Below are 15,092 nucleotides of genomic sequence, written 5' to 3'. Positions count from 1 at the left end.
GCTCACCCCGTCAGCTTCAGGCTGCTGCCGCCACCCCAGAACAGGTAGGACAGCAGCAGGTTGAGGAGAATGACCGTGATGATCGACTGCCGGATCGCCCGCCCGGCCGCGACGCCCACGCCGACCGGGCCGCCGGTGGCGTTGAACCCGTAGTAGCAGTGGATGCTGACCACGGCGAACGCGAACACCACCACTTTGACCACGCTGTAGACGATGTCGATCACCGGCAGGCCGAGGTAGAAGTAGTAGTCGTAGACGCCGGGCGACATGCCGAACAGGACGGTGCACATCAGCCGGGTGGCGAAGAAGCTGGCGAACAGCGCGATCATGTAGACCGGGATCAGCGCGATCATCGCGGCCACCACGCGGGTGCAGATGAGGTAGGTGAACGCGTTGATGGCCATCACCTCCAGCGCGTCGATCTCCTCGGAGATCCGCATGGCGCCGAGTTCGGCGGTGAAGGACGAGCCGACCTGGGCCGCGAGCGCGACCGCCGCGATGATCGGGGTGATCTCCCGCACGTTGGCGAAGCTGCCCACCAGCCCGATGAAGGACTCGGCTCCGATCGACTGCAGGCCCTGGTAGCCCTGGAGTCCGACGGTGGCACCGACCGCGAAGGCCATGGTGAACACCACGAAGACCATGCCGCCGCCGATGACCGTCGCGCCGACGCCCACCACCACGTCGCTGACCTGGCGCAGCACGACCTTGGAGAACTTCAGCCGCAGGACGATGTCCCTGACCGAGTAGAAGACGACCTTCCACAGGAAGAGCGGCCAGTCCGACAGCGAGGCCAGCCGGTCCAGGCCGTCGCGGGCCAGCCCGTACGCGCGGACCCCCGCGGTGCGCACCTCCGGTACGGCGGCCATCACATGCTCCTCGGCGGGTAGGCGAGGAAGTAGATCATGGTGATCACGTAGTTGACCGCGAAGACCAGCATGAACGTGACGACCGTCGACTGGTTCACCGCCCGGCCCACGCCGACCGGGCTGGTCTGGCAGGTCATGCCGAAGTAGCACGACATGATGGCCGCGATGAAGCCGAAGATCCAGGCCTTGAGCAGCGTGACCAGCAGGTCGCTGGTGACCAGCAGCGAGACCGCGCCGTCGAAGTAGGCGCCGGGCGTGACGCCCTGGACGATGACGTTGAAGAAGTAGCCGCCGCCCGCCCCGGCCACGATGACCAGCGGTACCAGCAGCACCGCCACCGTGCTCGCCGCCCAGAGCCGGGGGGTGACCAGGCGGTGGATCGGGTTGACCGCCATCACCTCCATGGCGGCCAGTTCGTCGCGGATGTTGCGGGCGCCGATGTCGGAGGTCATGGCCGAGCCCCCGGCCCCGGCGATCAGCAGGGCCGAGGCCATCGGGGCGACCTCGCGGACCAGGCCGACGACCACCGCGCCGCCGGTGGCGGAGGAGGCGCCCAGCTGCCAGGCCAGCTGGCCCACCTGCAGGGCGACGGTCGCGCCCAGCGGGAGCGAGACCAGCAGCACGGGCAGGCTCGTGACACGGGCCAGGAACCAGCACTGCTGGACGAACTCCCAGAACCAGGTCCTGACGTCCCAGGTGCGGCGGAAACCCTCAAGGGCGATCACCGACATGTCGCCGACCCGGTCCAGCACGCCGGTCGTCCGGCGGACCAGGTAACCGGTGACCCTCGTCCGTCCGCCGACCGCCATCAACCCGCCGTCCGTTGAGCCATGACCACCTCGGAACTAGCGACTCAGACCATGGATCAGCCACGCTACTGACGGGTATTCCAGTAAGTCGATGCTTCTCAAGTAATTTGATGAAAAGGTATGACCCCCACCTTTCAACTTGTCAGCCCCCCACATTTTCCTCCCGCCTCCCATGGGGACGCGCCCCTACCCGCCCCACGGAAGCCGCCTCACCTACGAGCCCCATGAGGCTGCTTACCTACGGGCCCGTGAGGCCGCGCCGGCGACTGGACTGAGGAGAGCGGGGCCGCGAGGAACGAGCGACCCCGGTCGACGAGGGAAGGAGCCGGGTAAGAGCGGCCGAACCGCGACGCGTTAGCGTCGCCAGTGACTCGCGAGGAACGAGCGACCCCGGTCGACGAGGGAAGGAGCCGGGTAAGAGCGGCCGAACCGCGACGCGTTAGCGTCGCAATTAGCACTGCATCCACTTCTCGATCTCGTCCGGGTGGCGGGGCAGACCGCCTGACATGAGACGGGCGCCGTCGGCCGTGATGACGAGGTCGTCCTCGACGCGCACTCCGATGCCGCGCAGCTCCGGCGGCAGCGTCAGGTCGTCAGGCTGCAGGTAGAGGCCGGGTTCGACGGTCAGCACCTGACCCTCCTCCAGCACGCCGTCCAGATAGACCTCCGCGCGGGCCCTGGCGCAGTCGTGCACGTCCATGCCGAGCATGTGGCCGCTGCTGCACAGCGTGTAGCGGCGGTACAGGCCGCTGTCCGGCTCCATCGCCTCGTCCGCACTGATCTTCAGCACGCCCCAGTCGCGCAGTCCCTCCGCGATGACCCGCATGGCCGCACCGTGGAAGTCGCGGAAGCTCGCACCGGGTCGCAGGACGGCGATCGCCGCCTCCTGGGCCTCGTACACCAGCTCGTAGACCTGGCGCCGGACGGGGTCGAAGCGCCCGGAAAGCGGCAGGGTCCTGGTGATGTCGGCGGTGTAGAGGTGGTCGGTCTCCACGCCCGCGTCGAGGAGGAGCAGCTCGTTCTCGTTCAGCCGCCCGTCGTTGCGGATCCAGTGCAGCACGCACGCGTTCGCGCCGGAGGCCACGATGCTGTCGTAGCCGACCGCGTTGCCCTCCAGGCGGGAGCGGAGGCCGAAGATCCCCTCCAGGTAGCGCTCGCCGCGCCGGTGCCCCAGGGCGGCGGGCAGGGCCCGCACCACGTCCTCGAACCCGCGGGTGGTCGCGTCCACCGCGAACTGCAGCTCCGCGATCTCCCAGTCGTCCTTGATCAGCCGCATCTCGGACAGGAACGTCTCCAGTTCCTCGTCCCCGTCGCCGGGCGCGACTCGCCCGTCCACCGACGCGTCCACCCCGCGCAGCACCCGCGCGGGCCCGCCGAGCACGTCGTCGAGCCTGTCGATCGGCGCGCAGGCGATCTGGTACAGCGCCTCCGCCTCGGCCAGGTCGGGGCGGCGGCCGACCCAGAACTCGCCGTAGCGGCGGTCACGGTAGAACTCCTGCCCGGCCTGTCCCGGCGCCGACCGCACCGAGCGGGGGCGCAGGAACAGGACGGCCTCCCCGGAGGGCTCGACGACCAGCACATCGTCGGGTTCCTGGTCGCCGGTGAGGTAGGCGAACGCGCTGTGCGTCCGGAACCGGTAGTCGCTGTCGTTGCTACGCGCCTTGAGCGTGCCGGACGGGACGACCAGCCGCTCGCCGGGGAAGCGGGCGGCGAGCGCGGCACGCCGCTTGGCGGTGTAGGCGGCCTGTGGCAGCGCGGCCAGGTCGTCGCGGTGGGTGTCGGCCCAGCCGGTGTTCATGAACTCGGCGAGGGCGTCGGAGACCGGCAGGTCGTGGCTGCCGGTATTGAGCTTCTGGGTCATCGTGTCCCCGGGCGCGAAGGTCTGTGGTCCCCGCCACGCTAGCCCGGAGCGGGAGCGCCCCGCACCTCCGTCGCGGGAGGTGCGGGGCGCCGCCGTGAACCGCGGATCAGCCCACCGGGACCTGGTAGGTCTTGGCCAGGTCGGAGGTGGCGGCCTCCTTGAAGATCACCGCGCCGCCCAGGGCGTCCTTGTCCGGCTTGGCGACGTACGACAGCAGCGAGGCGGGCTTGTCGAACATGGTGAAGTCCATGACGGTGCCGAACTCCGCGCCCCAGGCCGACTGGCCGCGGTGCGCGGCGACCACGGCGGCCCGGGTCAGGTCCTTGCCCTCGCAGGCCTTCTTGAGCGCGTCGACGACGATCGCCGCCGCCGAGTAACCGGAGGAGACACCGCTGTCGATGGCCGCGTCCGGATACTTCGCCGCGTAGTCGGCGGCCAGCTTCTTCATGGCCGGCTGGTCGGCGCTGATCGGGGTGCCGGCGGTGATGTAGTAGAAGTCCTTCAGCAGCGCGGGGCCCGCCGGGGTGGGCAGCAGTTGCGGGGAGTAGGCCGAGTTGCTGCCGACGAAGGGCACGTCCATGCCCTTGGCGAGCGAGACGCCGACGAGCGAGGCGGTCTGCCTGGGGCCGACGGAGACCAGGACGGCCTTGACGCCCTCGGCCTTGAAGGCGGCGACCTGGGCGCTCATGTCCTGGTCGGTGGCCTTGATCTTCTGCTCCACGAGCTTGAGGCCGAGCTTCTCCGCCGCGTACTTGGAGCCGTTCAGCGCGCTCTCGCCGTAGTCGCCCTCGAAGTACAGGTGGCCGATCTTGTCGCCGGACTTGATGCCCTTCTCCTTGGTGAGGAAGTCCACCCCGTTGATCATGTCGATGTCGTAGGTCGTCCCGGTGACCTGGATGGGCTTGCTGCCGAGCAGCCCGGTCGCCCACGCCTGCGGGATGGTGAGCATGTCGTCGGCCTCGATGCGCTGCTTGACCGCGTTGACCATGGGGGAGCCGACGACATGGGCGAGGGCCACCACCTTCGGGGAGATCTCGGTGTAGGCCGCGACCGCCTTCTGCACGTCGTAGCCGTGGTCACGGACCAGAGCCTCCAGTTGCCGCCCGCACACGCCCCCCGCCGCGTTCGTCTGCTCGAAGTAGAGCTGTTGTGCCTGGGTCAGGCTCTTGCCGAAGGAGGCGTACGGGCCGGTGAGGTCGGTCATCAGACCGATCGTGATCTTGTCGGTGGTGACGCCGGGGCCGGTCTTCACGCCGTCCCCCCCGACGGCGGAGGGGGCGCCCCCGCTGCCCCCGGTGGCCTTCTCACTGGCGCACGCGGTGACGGCCAGGGCCAGGAGGGCGAGTACCGCGATTCGTCGGACCGGGGTTCTTGGGATTCCCATTGTCAGTTCCTTGTGTCGTGGGAGGGGGTGGGAGAGGGGGAGAGCGGGGTCTTCCTCGCCGCGGGGGCCGGGGTGAGCCGCCGGGTCACGGCGAGGCGCAGGCGCCTGGCGAGGCCGAGCAGCCCGCCGGGCAGGAAGAGGACGATGACGACGACGGCGGCGCCGTACAGGATGCGGGACGCCTCGGCGGGTGAGACCCCGCCCGATCCGGGCTCGGCCACCAGCGGCAGGGCGTCGCTGTAGCGGCTGAGCAGTTGGGGGAGCAGGGAGATGAAGAACGCGCCGATCACCGCGCCCGCGACGGAGCCGAGGCCGCCGATGATGATCATCGCCAGGTAGTCGAGGGAGAGCAGCAGGCCGAAGTAGTCGGGCACGGTGCGCTGGAAGACCAGCGCGACCAGGACCCCGGCCAGCCCTCCGTACATCGACGACAGCACGAACACCCCGGCGCGGTAGCGGGCCACCGGCACGCCCATCACCCCGGCCGCGATCTCGTGGTCGCGGATGGTGTTCATGGCCCGTCCCGGCCGGCCGCGCAGCACCCCGCGGGCGAACAGCGCCGCGCAGGTCAGCACGGCCAGCCCGAGGAACCACAGGCGCTCCAGCGACCCGAACGGCACCTGGGCGATCACCAGTTCGGGGGAGTCGGCGAACACGAATCCGAACAGCTCCATCGGCGGCACCGCCCGCCCGTTGTAGCCGCCCGTCACAGGTTCGGCGTTGAACAGCACGTGCTGGCCGACGAAGATCAGCGCGAGGGTGGCGATGCCGAGGTACGCGCCCTTCAGGCGTCCCGCGATGGGGCTGAACACCCCGCCCGCGACGCCCGCGGTGAGCACCGCGAGCAGCGCCGCGACCGGCGTGGGCAGGCCGAGGCCGCCGAGGGCGTGCGCGCCGCCCTCCGGTTCGGCGGCGAAGTAGACGTAGGCGTACGCGCCGACCGCGAGGAAGAACGCGTGGCCCATGGAGAGCTGGCCGGTGGCACCGGTCAGCAGGTTGAGGCCGATCGCCCCGATCGCCGCCGACATCGCGAAGAGTCCGGCCTGCAGCCAGAAGCCCTCCAGGTAGAACGGTACGGCGACCGCCGCCGCGACCAGCGCGACACAGGAGAGGATGACCTTCTTAGACACGTGCCAGCTCCCTCGTCCCGAACAGCCCCGCGGGGCGGATGAGCAGGACCACGATCATCACCAGGAACGGCGCGACGTCGCCGATGCCCCGGCCGAGGAAGACCAGGTCGTTCTGGTAGCCGCTCATCATCGCCTCGGTGACACCGATGATCAGCCCGCCGGCCAGTGCCCCGGTGGTGGAGTCGAGGCCGCCGAGGATCGCCGCGGGGAACGCCTTCATCGCCGCGAAGGTGGTGCTGCGATCCAGCCCCGGTGTGGGGAAGACGCACAGGAAGAGCGCGGCGACGGCGGCGAGCGCCCCGGCGACCGCCCAGGCCCCCATCGAGATCCGCCCGCGCCGCACGCCCATCAGCGCGGCGGTCTCGGTGTCCTCCGCGGTGGCGCGCATGGCGATGCCCCAGTTCGTGTATTTGAACGCCAGCAGGAACGCGGAGATCAGGACCGCGGCGACGGCCAGCGCGACGAGCCGGGTCTCGGCGATGCTGACGCCTCCCAGGTGCAGCACCCGGTCGCGCCACGGGTCGCCCAGGGCGAGCACGTCGGTGCCGATCTGCCTGGTGAGCTCGGTGGTCAGCACGATGTCGACACCGATCGTCACGATCGCGAGGACACTGTGCGAGATGACGTTCGCCCTGCGGATGATCAGGAATTCGATCAGGGCGCCCACGACCGCCGCGCCGGCGATGCCCAGCAGCAGCGCGGTCCAGAAGCCGATCAGCGGGTGCAGCCTCGCGACCACGAATCCGCCGACCAGCAGCAGCGAGGCGTGGGCGAAGTTCACCACCTCGGTCGCCTTGAAGATGATCACGAAGCCCAGGGCGATCAGCGCGTACACCGCTCCGACGGAGATGCCGTTCACCAGGAGTTCGAGAAAGGTGATCATGAGGTGACCTCCTCGGTCCCGCTCGCGGTCGTGCTCTCGGCCGCCGCGCCCAGGTAGGCGCGGATGACCTCGGGGTCGTTCTGCACCTCGCCGGGCGGGCCGTCCGCGATGCGCCTGCCGAAGTCCAGGACCGTCACCGCGTCGGCGAGCCGCATGACCATCCCCATGTCGTGCTCGACCAGCAGGATCGAGATGCCGAGGCTCTCCCGTACCGCGACGATCAGTTCGGCCATGTCGCGGCGCTCGCCACCGTTCATGCCGGCGACCGGCTCGTCCAGCAACAGCAGCAGCGGCTCCATGCACAGTGCCCGGGCCAGTTCCACGCGCTTCTGCACACCGTACGACAGGAGTCCGACGGGCGTGGCCAGGTGCTCGGAGAGCCCGACGAACGCGGCGATCTCGGTCACCCGCTCGCCGTGCGCGGCTGCCTCGCGCCGGGCCGACGGCAGTCGCAGCCCGGCGGAGAGGAACCCGGCGCGGGTCAGCCGGTGGCGGCCGAGCATCAGGTTGTCCCGGACCGACAGCATCGGCGACAGCGCGATGTTCTGGAAGGTGCGCGCCACGCCCAGAGCGGCGATGCGGTGCGGGGCCAGGGCGGTCAGCTCCGCGTCGCCGAACCGCACGCTGCCCGAGGTGGCCCGGTAGACGCCCGACAGGACGTTGAAGCAGGTCGACTTGCCCGCCCCGTTGGGCCCGATCACAGCGTGCACACTGCCGGGCTCGACGGTGAAGCCGACCGCGTCCAGCGCGGTGAGCCCGGCGAAGCGCACCGTCACCTCGCGCACGTCGAGCCGGGGAACGGCGGTGTTCGTGTCGCTCACGCGGACCACCTGGCCAGCACGGGACGGGCGCCGGCCGCGGCCGCGGGCGCGTCCTCGGGTGCGTCCTCGATGCCCAGGTAGCGGCGGCGCACCTCGTCGCTCGCGGCGAGTTCGGCGGCCGGTCCCGACAGGACCACCTCGCCGACCTCCAGCACGTAGGCGTGCGAGGCCAGGGACAGGGCCATGGCGGCGTTCTGCTCCACCAGGAGCACCGTGGTCCCCCCGGCGTTGATCTCGCGAACGGTGTCGGCGATCCGGGAGGCCATCATCGGCGCCAGGCCAAGGGTGGGTTCGTCGAGCAGGAGCATCCTCGGCCTGGCCATCAGCGCGCGGCCGATGGCGAGCATCTGCTGCTCGCCCCCGGACAGCAGTCCCGCGCGCTGCCCGGCGCGCTCGGCGAGCACGGGGAAGAGCGTGAGCACCCGCGCCTTCGCCTCGGCCGCCGACCGCCGGTCGGGCGCGCCGAGGGCGCCGGCCCGCAGGTTCTCCTCCACGGTCATCCGCGCGAAGACCCGGCGGCCCTCGGGTACCTGAACGACGCCGCCGGCCACGACGGCAGAGGTGGTGGCGCCGGAGAGCCGCGTCCCGCCGAAGGTGACCTCGCCCGCGGTGATCCCGCCCCGGTGGAACCTGAGGGTGCCCGATATGGCGCGCAGCAGGGTGGACTTCCCCGCGCCGTTGCCGCCGAGCACCGCGACGACCGAACCGCGAGGGACGTCCAGCGAGACACCCCGCAGGGCCAGGACAGGGCCGTAACCCACCGCCAGATCCCTGACGACCAGCCCGGAGTCTCCGGGCGGGCGAGGGTCGTGCACGTCCATGTGTTCCTCCTGTACAGCCGATGAACGCACCCAACCGAGGTGGTTCACCGGCGTCCAGAGGGCCGGGTGAAGTCGGGGCGGGCGCCCATGGCGGACGGGGCACGGTTGTGCGCGAGTACAACGCCGGATCACGAAACAGAACAGAACCTTGTTCCACTGCGGGACTTGCTGACACGATTCCCAGATGGGGACCCGGCCGGTTACGGACGACGAAGTACGCAGGATCATGCGCCTGGCGGCCCGCCGGCTGCTGCTGAGACTTCCCGAGCTCACCGACGAGCTCGTCGCGAAGATCCGGGACACCGACGAGGCGTACCGCAGGATGGTGCCCACCGACGACCACTGGCAGAGCGTCTACGAGGCGATGCGGGACGGCATCGGCGCCATCCTGCTGCCCCGCCCCGAGCGGCGTGACCTGCCGCAGGCGGAGAAGACCGCCCGGCGCAGGGCGGAGCAGGGTCTGCCCATGGACTCCCTGCTGCGCAGCTACCGGCTCTCCGCACAGGTGATGTGGGACGGCCTCATCGACGTGGTCACCGAGGAGGAGTCCGACAGCCTGCCGGTCCTGATCCGCAGTGCCACGAAGGTGTGGCACGCCATCGACAGGCAGGCGATCGCCGCCGCCGAGGCCTACCGAAGACGGGAGGCCGAGATGTTCGGCCGCACAGCCGAGCGGGTCCAGGCCCTGCTCGACGCGCTCCTGGAGGACCGGGCGGACGCCGCCCTGGTCCGCAGTGCCGCCGCCGCGCTGGACCTGCCCGAGCTGGGCCGGTACGCCGTCGTCATCACCAGGTTGCCGGGCCGCCACGACCACGGGGACGACGCGCCGCGGCCGACCGCCCTGGGGGCGATGCGGTTGCTGTGGCGGATGCGCCCCGACTACGAGGTGTCGGTGGTGCTGCTGCACGACGCGGACATGGAACACCTGGCCGAGGAGCTGCGCCCGCACGTCACCGGCTGCGCCGGGATCAGCCCGATCGTCGAGGGACTGGCCGAGCTGGGCCGCGCCAGGCGGCTCGCCGAGCTCGCGCTGCGGACGTGCGTGGGCGACGGCCCGGAGATCGCCAGGTTGGAGGACAGGCTGCCCGCCGCCCTGGTGGTCAGCCAGCCCGAGCTCGCGGGCCACCTCAGCGGAGCTGTGCTGCGGCCCATCCTCGCCCTCGACCAGGCGGACAGGGAAGTGCTCCTCGGCACCCTGCAGGCGTGGCTGCGCTGCGAGGGCTCGGCCATGCGCGCCGCGGGGCAGCTGTACTGCCACCGCAACACGGTCTTCAACCGCATCCGCCGCATCGAGCAGCTCACCGGCCGTTCCCTGGCGCGCCCGCTCGACATCGTCGAGCTCACCCTGGCCCTCGACGCGGTCCGGCTGCTGCCCGTTACCTGATGGTCACACGTTTTGCCGACTTGGTGGCTTAGCGTGAGAGCCGATTGGGCAGAGGAAAGGGATACCCGCGCCAGGCTGAACCGAGGTGGTGTCAATGCTGATCGGTACGATTCTGCAAGGCAAGGGAACAGAGGTGGCGACCGTACGCCCCGATGCGACGGTCACGGAACTCCTGGCCATCCTGGCCGAGAGGAACATCGGCGCCGTGGTGGTGTCCGAGGACGGCTCCTCCATCGAGGGCATCGTCTCCGAGCGCGACGTGGTACGACGACTGTACGACCGGGGCGCGCGGGTGCTGGAGGACACGGTGTCGTCCATCATGACGACCGAGGTCCGCACCTGCCCCCCGGACACCGACGTCGACGACCTTCGCCAGACCATGACCACGCACCGCATCCGGCACGTGCCGGTCGTCGACGCCGGTCGGCTGGCCGGGATCGTGAGCATCGGCGACGTGGTCAAGAGCTCCATCGAGGTGCTGGAGACGGAGAAGGCGTACCTGGTCGACTACCTCCACCGCTGAGTGCCCGTTCCCCGAAGTTCCCCTGAAGACCCGATGGGCCCGGCGCGTCGCGCCGGGCCCATCGGTCCGATATCCCCTCCCGCTACTGGACGACTATCTTGTCCACCTCGATGGTCACGCCCTTGACCTGCGGTGTCGACGTTCCCGTCGTCACCTTCCCGGTCCCGGCGCTGACACCCTTGATCTTCATCGTGTAGGTCAGGCTGCCACCCGGGGCGCCGGGCGTGCTGGTCACCCGGAGGTCCTCGGTCGGCGGGCCGGTGATCTGGCCGCCCGCGGTGCCGTCACCGTTCTCGGCCCCCACGGTCAGGCCGTAGCCCGCCGGGGGAGCGCCGGGCAGATTGCCCGGGTCGTAGGTGTAGGTGATGTCCTCGGTCCCGTTCAGCCCGATCCACTGCTGGAACACCTTGGTGTCGGTCGTGCCGTAGAGGTTGACCCGCCACTCGATGACGAGCCAGTCGCTGACGCCGTCGGTCAGCGTCCCGGCGTAGACGCCCGGTGCGCCGGTGCCGTCCAGGTCGGTCCAGTAGGGGGCGAGCACGTTGTTCGGGGTCGAGGGGTCGGGCAGGGTCTGCGGTTCGAACGAGATGTCCGTCGACCCCGAGCTCCCTCCGGCGACGGTGTAGCCGTTGGAGACGATGCCGATCCTGGTGTAGGTCCTGCCCGCGTACTGGAACGCGGGGACGGTGAAGTTGATCGCCTGCTCGTCGCCGATCGGTACCGGTGCGATGCCGAAGGCGTCGAGCGGCAGGTACGGGGCCGGCCCGGTGCCCGGGGCGATGCCCGGCCGGTCCGGCTGCCTGGCCGCGAGGGTGGTCTTCGCCGTCGCGACCTGGGAACCGACCTTGGTGGCGCCGGTCACCGAGTTCAGGCGCAGCTTGGCGTCCAGCGTGCTGACCGCGGTGACCTCGGCGTCCTGGAGCGTGTCGTTCCGCACGCTGACGGTGCAGGTGGACTCGCCGGTGTTACGCGGGATGGTGGCCGGGGCGCAGGTCTGCTCCACCGGGACGGCGCCCTGCTTGCGGACGAACGCGACCGGCAGGTGCAGGTTGCGCGAGCCGCCCACCTGCTTGAGGTTCACCTGGCCGAAGTACTGCCCCTCGGGCAGGTCGGGCGCGGTGATCACCACGCTGAACTTGGCGGTCTTGCCCGCCTTCACGGTGAACAGCGGCGGTAGCACCGAGATGTTGGCGCCGGCCACGGTCGTGCCGGTGGCGGCGAAGGTGAGCGTCTTGTCCGTGACGTTGGTGACCGTCCGCTTGGCGGTGATGAGACCCGGCATGATCGGGGCGTTCACCGACGGCAGGTTCAGGTCGATGCGGTTCAGCGGGTCGTCGGCCGCGGCCAGGAAGTTCGCGCCCGTCTCGTCCAGGGTCAGGCCGGGGTCGCCGGCCTTGGTCAGGTCGATGCGCCCGCCGCCGGTGTCGAACGGGTCGGCCGGGGTGACGCCGTCCTGCTTGGTGACCGAGGTCTTGGCCGTCGTCTCCAGCGCGGACTTCACCTGGCCGGGAGTCCAGTCCGGGTGCAGCGCGAACACCAGGGCCGCGGAGCCCGCGACGTGCGGCGACGACATCGAGGTGCCCGCGATGACCTGGTACAGGTTGTTCGGCGGACCACCGGCCGGACCCTCCAGCACCGGCGTCTGCCCGGCCACGATGTGCAGGCCGGGGGCGGTGACGTCAGGCTTGAGGAAGTCGCCGCCGGGGCCGCGCGAGGAGAACGTGGTGATCCTGTCGCTCTGCCAGGTGGCCTTGGTGCCCTGGGTGAACGAGGCGGTCGCGCCGGGGTTGGCCGACAGGAACGTCAGCAGCGCGTCCGTATCGGGCTTGTCGATGTGGACCGTGGGGAGCCAGTGGTTGTCGGTCATCACGTCGAGCGGGCTGGAGTTGTACAGGATCACGCCGGCCGCGCCGCCCTGTTTGACGGTGAAGCTCTTCAGGACCCGGTTGGGACCGCGCTCACAGAGGACGATCTTCCCGGAGAACAGGCCCGGGGGCGCGGGCGTGGTGCACAGCGCGTTGGAGTACGGCGGTGCCGAGGCCCGCACCAGCGGCAGCGCGGAGGGCACGCCCCCCGTGATGGAGGCGCCCTGCAGCGTGGCCGTCGCGCCGCCGGAACCGGACAGCGTGATCGTCGACTGGAAGGTCCTGGGCTGGGTGGAGGCCGCCACCGTGGTCACCCACGGGGCGACGTGGTTGACCGTCGCCGCGCCGGGACCCGCGTTGCCCGCCGAGGCCGAGACGAGCACGCCGGCCGCGTAGGCGTCGAGGAAGGCCAGCTCCACCGGGTCGCTGTAGGGGGAGGTGCCGCCCGAGATCGAGAAGTTGATCACGCGGACGCCGTCGAGGATGGCCCGGCCGACCGCCTGGGCGGAGTCGGAGGGGAAGCAGCCCTCGACGCCGCAGACCTTGTAGATCGACACGTGCGCCGCCGGGGCGATGCCGTGGATCGGGCCGCGGCTGATGCCGAGCGGGTTGGCGTCGGCGACCGGACCGCCCGCCGAGGTGGTCGCGGTGTGGGTGCCGTGACCGTTGGAGTCGCGGGCGCTGGTCGGGAAGTACTCGCCGGGGTAGACCGCGTTGTAGGTGTCGAGGAACGGGGCGCCGCCGATGAGCTTCCGGTTGCAGACGAACGGGTCGGCCGCCGGGGTCAGCGGGTTGTCGCCGAAGTTGCAGACGCGCGGGGTGCCGTCCTTGGTCGCCGGTACGGCGGGCAGCGTACCCGGGTCGGCGAACTGGGGGTGCTCGGGCCAGGCGCCGGAGTCGAGGATGCCGACGACGACGCCCTTACCGGAGGAGGAGCTGCCGCCCAGCTTGTTGTAGATCGCGGGTGCCCCGATGAACTCGGGGCTGGAGTCGGTCAGCAGCTGCTCGGGCTTGTCCTCCTGGACGGCGGCCACGCCGGGCAGCTTCAGCACCGCGGCCGCCTTGTTGGCGGGGATGCGCAGCGCGATGCCGCCGTAGACGGTCCGCAGCTTCTGGCCCGCGACGGCGCCCGGCACGTTTCTGGCCAGTTCGGCGAGGAAGGCGTTCTCGACGTCCTCGATGTGTTTCTGGTATTTCTTCGCGTCGCCGCTCTTTATGTCGAGAGCTTTTCCGGTCTTGGCCGGGCTCGTCGCGGGAAGCCCTTCGAGGCCGCCCTGATAGGCGGCGAAGGAGTCGTAGTCGAGCTTGACCATCACGTTGACCGTGGCGCCCGAGGTCGACTTCAGCAGCCCCTCGTCACTGCGGGCGAGCTTGCCGGTGGGGGACTTCGCGCCCTGGACCGGCTCACCCCCGGTCAGGGGGGTCGCCGTCCACTTGGCGGGCGGCGCGGGGGTGGGGGTGGGATCCGCACTCGCGGGCGGCGCCATCGCCGCGACGAGCCCGAGGCCGGCGGCGAGCACAGCCGCGCGTCTGATCCTCGGTAAGTAGGGCTTTCTGGTCAACGAGACCTCCCTGTCGGCACGCATGAACGGCTCACGCGGCAGGGAGGGAGGCTGTCCGTGCGCCCGGGGCGGGGCATGCCGGGGAAGGCCGTGACCCTCCCCGTCGGGTGACACGCGATCGGCCACCGGTAAAGGCGGCCGATCATGACTGGCAGCCTAACTAGAAGCCATTTATTTGCCTAGATCGTGAAATTGACACAATCATCATTGGAATTGGGCAATTTTCATTGCAGACTGCGCCGGGTGTTCTGGTTACCGCCGAGCCGTGGCCCGGCCGCTCCCCGGGCCCGGGGCACTCGTGGCCGGCGGAAGAGCACGACGGTCCACCGTGCGTAGACTGACCCCAGGTGACACGCGGGAGGCCCGGTTGAAGCTCAAGCTTGATCTACACCCCATCTACAACCGGGGCGGGGAGATCGACAAGGCACTACGGGGCATCATCGACGAGGCCATCAGGAAGAAGGCCACCGAGGTCGAGATCATCCCAGGCAAGGGCTCGGGCCAGCTCAAGAAGAAGGTGCTGCGCTTCCTGGAGCAGAAGGAGATCAAGGCCCTCTACCACCGCATCGACAAGGACGCCAAGAACCACGGCCGTCTATTCGTCTACTTCCGCTACAAGTAGCAGGGGTGGGTCTCCGACCTGCGGACACCCACCCCAAAGTCCCGCTGGGCCTGGCTTTCTCATCCGCTGGGTCTCATTGGGCCGCGGGCGGTCCTGGCTGATGTGTCCCTCGTAAGGTGACGTGAATCGCCCGCGAAACACCATTGAGCGGCTGACACTCTGCGGGGCAGCCGGCCTTCCCGCTGCGGATCCGCGTCATGCGTTCGCGGGAGCACCGCTTTTCCTCGCTGATGGACATCCGCCTTTGCGGGGGCGGTGCTCGGAGAGTACGGGCGAAGGCCTCAGCCGCCGACGGTGACCGTTCGGGGTTGACTTGTGGGTTGATTGGCGTGATCGGCTTCTCCGTCACCTGCCGGGACCCTGGGCGCCGGAGGAAGCGCACCGCTTCGCCACGCGGCACGGTCTCGGGTTCGAGGCCCGGACGCTGAGCCGCGAGGAGTATCTCGGCCTCACCGCCGACGCCTACCACGCCGTCCCCCGACGTGTTTTCGGAGATTGGCTCGGTCTTGGGGTTTTTGGACTGCTAAAAGCCCATATTTGATGGATCGACGGCGGGCG

At 70.0% G+C, this 15,092-nt stretch carries 12 protein-coding genes; 3 read left to right on the top strand and 9 right to left on the bottom strand.

Features of this window, described 5'->3' with window-relative positions; genetic code table 11:
* Positions 1-2: 2 nt before the first annotated feature.
* From ACFQVD_RS15925 to ACFQVD_RS15890, 8 genes are all read right to left on the bottom strand, one after another.
* On the bottom strand, positions 3-869 hold the full coding sequence (locus ACFQVD_RS15925) for an ABC transporter permease (protein ID WP_343963752.1): 867 nt from the start codon (positions 867-869) through the stop codon (positions 3-5).
* Entirely contained in the window at positions 869-1,678 is an 810-nt protein-coding gene (locus ACFQVD_RS15920; RefSeq protein ID WP_343963754.1) for an MlaE family ABC transporter permease, read from the bottom strand. The genes ACFQVD_RS15925 and ACFQVD_RS15920 overlap by 1 nt, the downstream gene beginning before the upstream one ends.
* Before the next feature lie 451 nt (positions 1,679-2,129).
* Positions 2,130-3,539 carry an aminopeptidase P family protein gene (locus ACFQVD_RS15915; protein ID WP_343963756.1) on the bottom strand — a complete coding sequence of 470 codons (1,410 nt, stop codon included), beginning with the start codon at positions 3,537-3,539 and terminating at the stop codon, positions 2,130-2,132.
* Positions 3,540-3,645: 106 nt separating this feature from the next.
* Positions 3,646-4,923 (bottom strand): ABC transporter substrate-binding protein, encoded by a 1,278-nt coding sequence (locus ACFQVD_RS15910; RefSeq protein WP_343963758.1) that lies wholly within the window; start codon positions 4,921-4,923, stop codon positions 3,646-3,648.
* A gap of 2 nt (positions 4,924-4,925) precedes the next feature.
* The gene (locus tag ACFQVD_RS15905; RefSeq protein ID WP_343963760.1) at positions 4,926-6,053 is read right to left on the bottom strand and encodes a branched-chain amino acid ABC transporter permease; all 1,128 of its coding nucleotides are present in this window, start codon (positions 6,051-6,053) and stop codon (positions 4,926-4,928) included.
* Positions 6,046-6,936, bottom strand: a complete 891-nt coding sequence (locus ACFQVD_RS15900; RefSeq protein ID WP_343963762.1) for a branched-chain amino acid ABC transporter permease — start codon at positions 6,934-6,936, stop codon at positions 6,046-6,048. The genes ACFQVD_RS15905 and ACFQVD_RS15900 overlap by 8 nt, the downstream gene beginning before the upstream one ends.
* Positions 6,933-7,757 (bottom strand): ABC transporter ATP-binding protein, encoded by an 825-nt coding sequence (locus ACFQVD_RS15895; protein ID WP_343963764.1) that lies wholly within the window; start codon positions 7,755-7,757, stop codon positions 6,933-6,935. The genes ACFQVD_RS15900 and ACFQVD_RS15895 overlap by 4 nt, the downstream gene beginning before the upstream one ends.
* Complete coding sequence (locus ACFQVD_RS15890; RefSeq protein WP_343963766.1) at positions 7,754-8,578, bottom strand: ABC transporter ATP-binding protein; 825 nt, start codon at positions 8,576-8,578, stop codon at positions 7,754-7,756. The genes ACFQVD_RS15895 and ACFQVD_RS15890 overlap by 4 nt, the downstream gene beginning before the upstream one ends.
* A 184-nt stretch (positions 8,579-8,762) precedes the next feature.
* Here ACFQVD_RS15890 and ACFQVD_RS15885 point away from each other — a divergent pair, with 184 nt between their 5' ends.
* Positions 8,763-9,962 (top strand): PucR family transcriptional regulator, encoded by a 1,200-nt coding sequence (locus ACFQVD_RS15885; RefSeq protein ID WP_343963768.1) that lies wholly within the window; start codon positions 8,763-8,765, stop codon positions 9,960-9,962.
* Between the two features lie 94 nt (positions 9,963-10,056).
* On the top strand, positions 10,057-10,485 hold the full coding sequence (locus tag ACFQVD_RS15880) for a CBS domain-containing protein (RefSeq protein WP_343963770.1): 429 nt from the start codon (positions 10,057-10,059) through the stop codon (positions 10,483-10,485).
* An 82-nt stretch (positions 10,486-10,567) separates the two neighbouring features.
* On the opposite strand, the gene ACFQVD_RS15875 is transcribed toward ACFQVD_RS15880, so the two are convergent.
* Entirely contained in the window at positions 10,568-13,912 is a 3,345-nt protein-coding gene (locus ACFQVD_RS15875) for a S8 family serine peptidase (RefSeq protein ID WP_343963772.1), read from the bottom strand.
* A 367-nt stretch (positions 13,913-14,279) separates the two neighbouring features.
* Here ACFQVD_RS15875 and ACFQVD_RS15870 point away from each other — a divergent pair, with 367 nt between their 5' ends.
* Positions 14,280-14,534, top strand: a complete 255-nt coding sequence (locus ACFQVD_RS15870) for a Smr/MutS family protein (RefSeq protein ID WP_030919034.1) — start codon at positions 14,280-14,282, stop codon at positions 14,532-14,534.
* Positions 14,535-15,092: the final 558 nt, after the last annotated feature.

The organism is Streptosporangium amethystogenes subsp. fukuiense (assembly GCF_042665875.1).
GTDB lineage: Bacteria > Actinomycetota > Actinomycetes > Streptosporangiales > Streptosporangiaceae > Streptosporangium > Streptosporangium fukuiense.
The sequence above is the reverse complement of the archived record's forward strand: the minus strand, read 5'-3'. Positions and strand labels throughout refer to the sequence as shown.

Bases quoted from the DNA above. Each gene is read 5' to 3' on its own strand.
- ACFQVD_RS15925 (WP_343963752.1), bottom strand. From the start codon at position 869: ATGGCCGCCGTACCGGAGGTGCGCACCGCGGGGGTCCGCGCGTACGGG.
- ACFQVD_RS15920 (WP_343963754.1), bottom strand. From the start codon at position 1,678: ATGGCGGTCGGCGGACGGACGAGGGTCACCGGTTACCTGGTCCGCCGG.
- ACFQVD_RS15915 (WP_343963756.1), bottom strand. From the start codon at position 3,539: ATGACCCAGAAGCTCAATACCGGCAGCCACGACCTGCCGGTCTCCGAC.
- ACFQVD_RS15910 (WP_343963758.1), bottom strand. From the start codon at position 4,923: ATGGGAATCCCAAGAACCCCGGTCCGACGAATCGCGGTACTCGCCCTC.
- ACFQVD_RS15900 (WP_343963762.1), bottom strand. From the start codon at position 6,936: ATGATCACCTTTCTCGAACTCCTGGTGAACGGCATCTCCGTCGGAGCG.
- ACFQVD_RS15890 (WP_343963766.1), bottom strand. From the start codon at position 8,578: ATGGACGTGCACGACCCTCGCCCGCCCGGAGACTCCGGGCTGGTCGTC.
- ACFQVD_RS15885 (WP_343963768.1), top strand. From the start codon at position 8,763: ATGGGGACCCGGCCGGTTACGGACGACGAAGTACGCAGGATCATGCGC.
- ACFQVD_RS15880 (WP_343963770.1), top strand. From the start codon at position 10,057: ATGCTGATCGGTACGATTCTGCAAGGCAAGGGAACAGAGGTGGCGACC.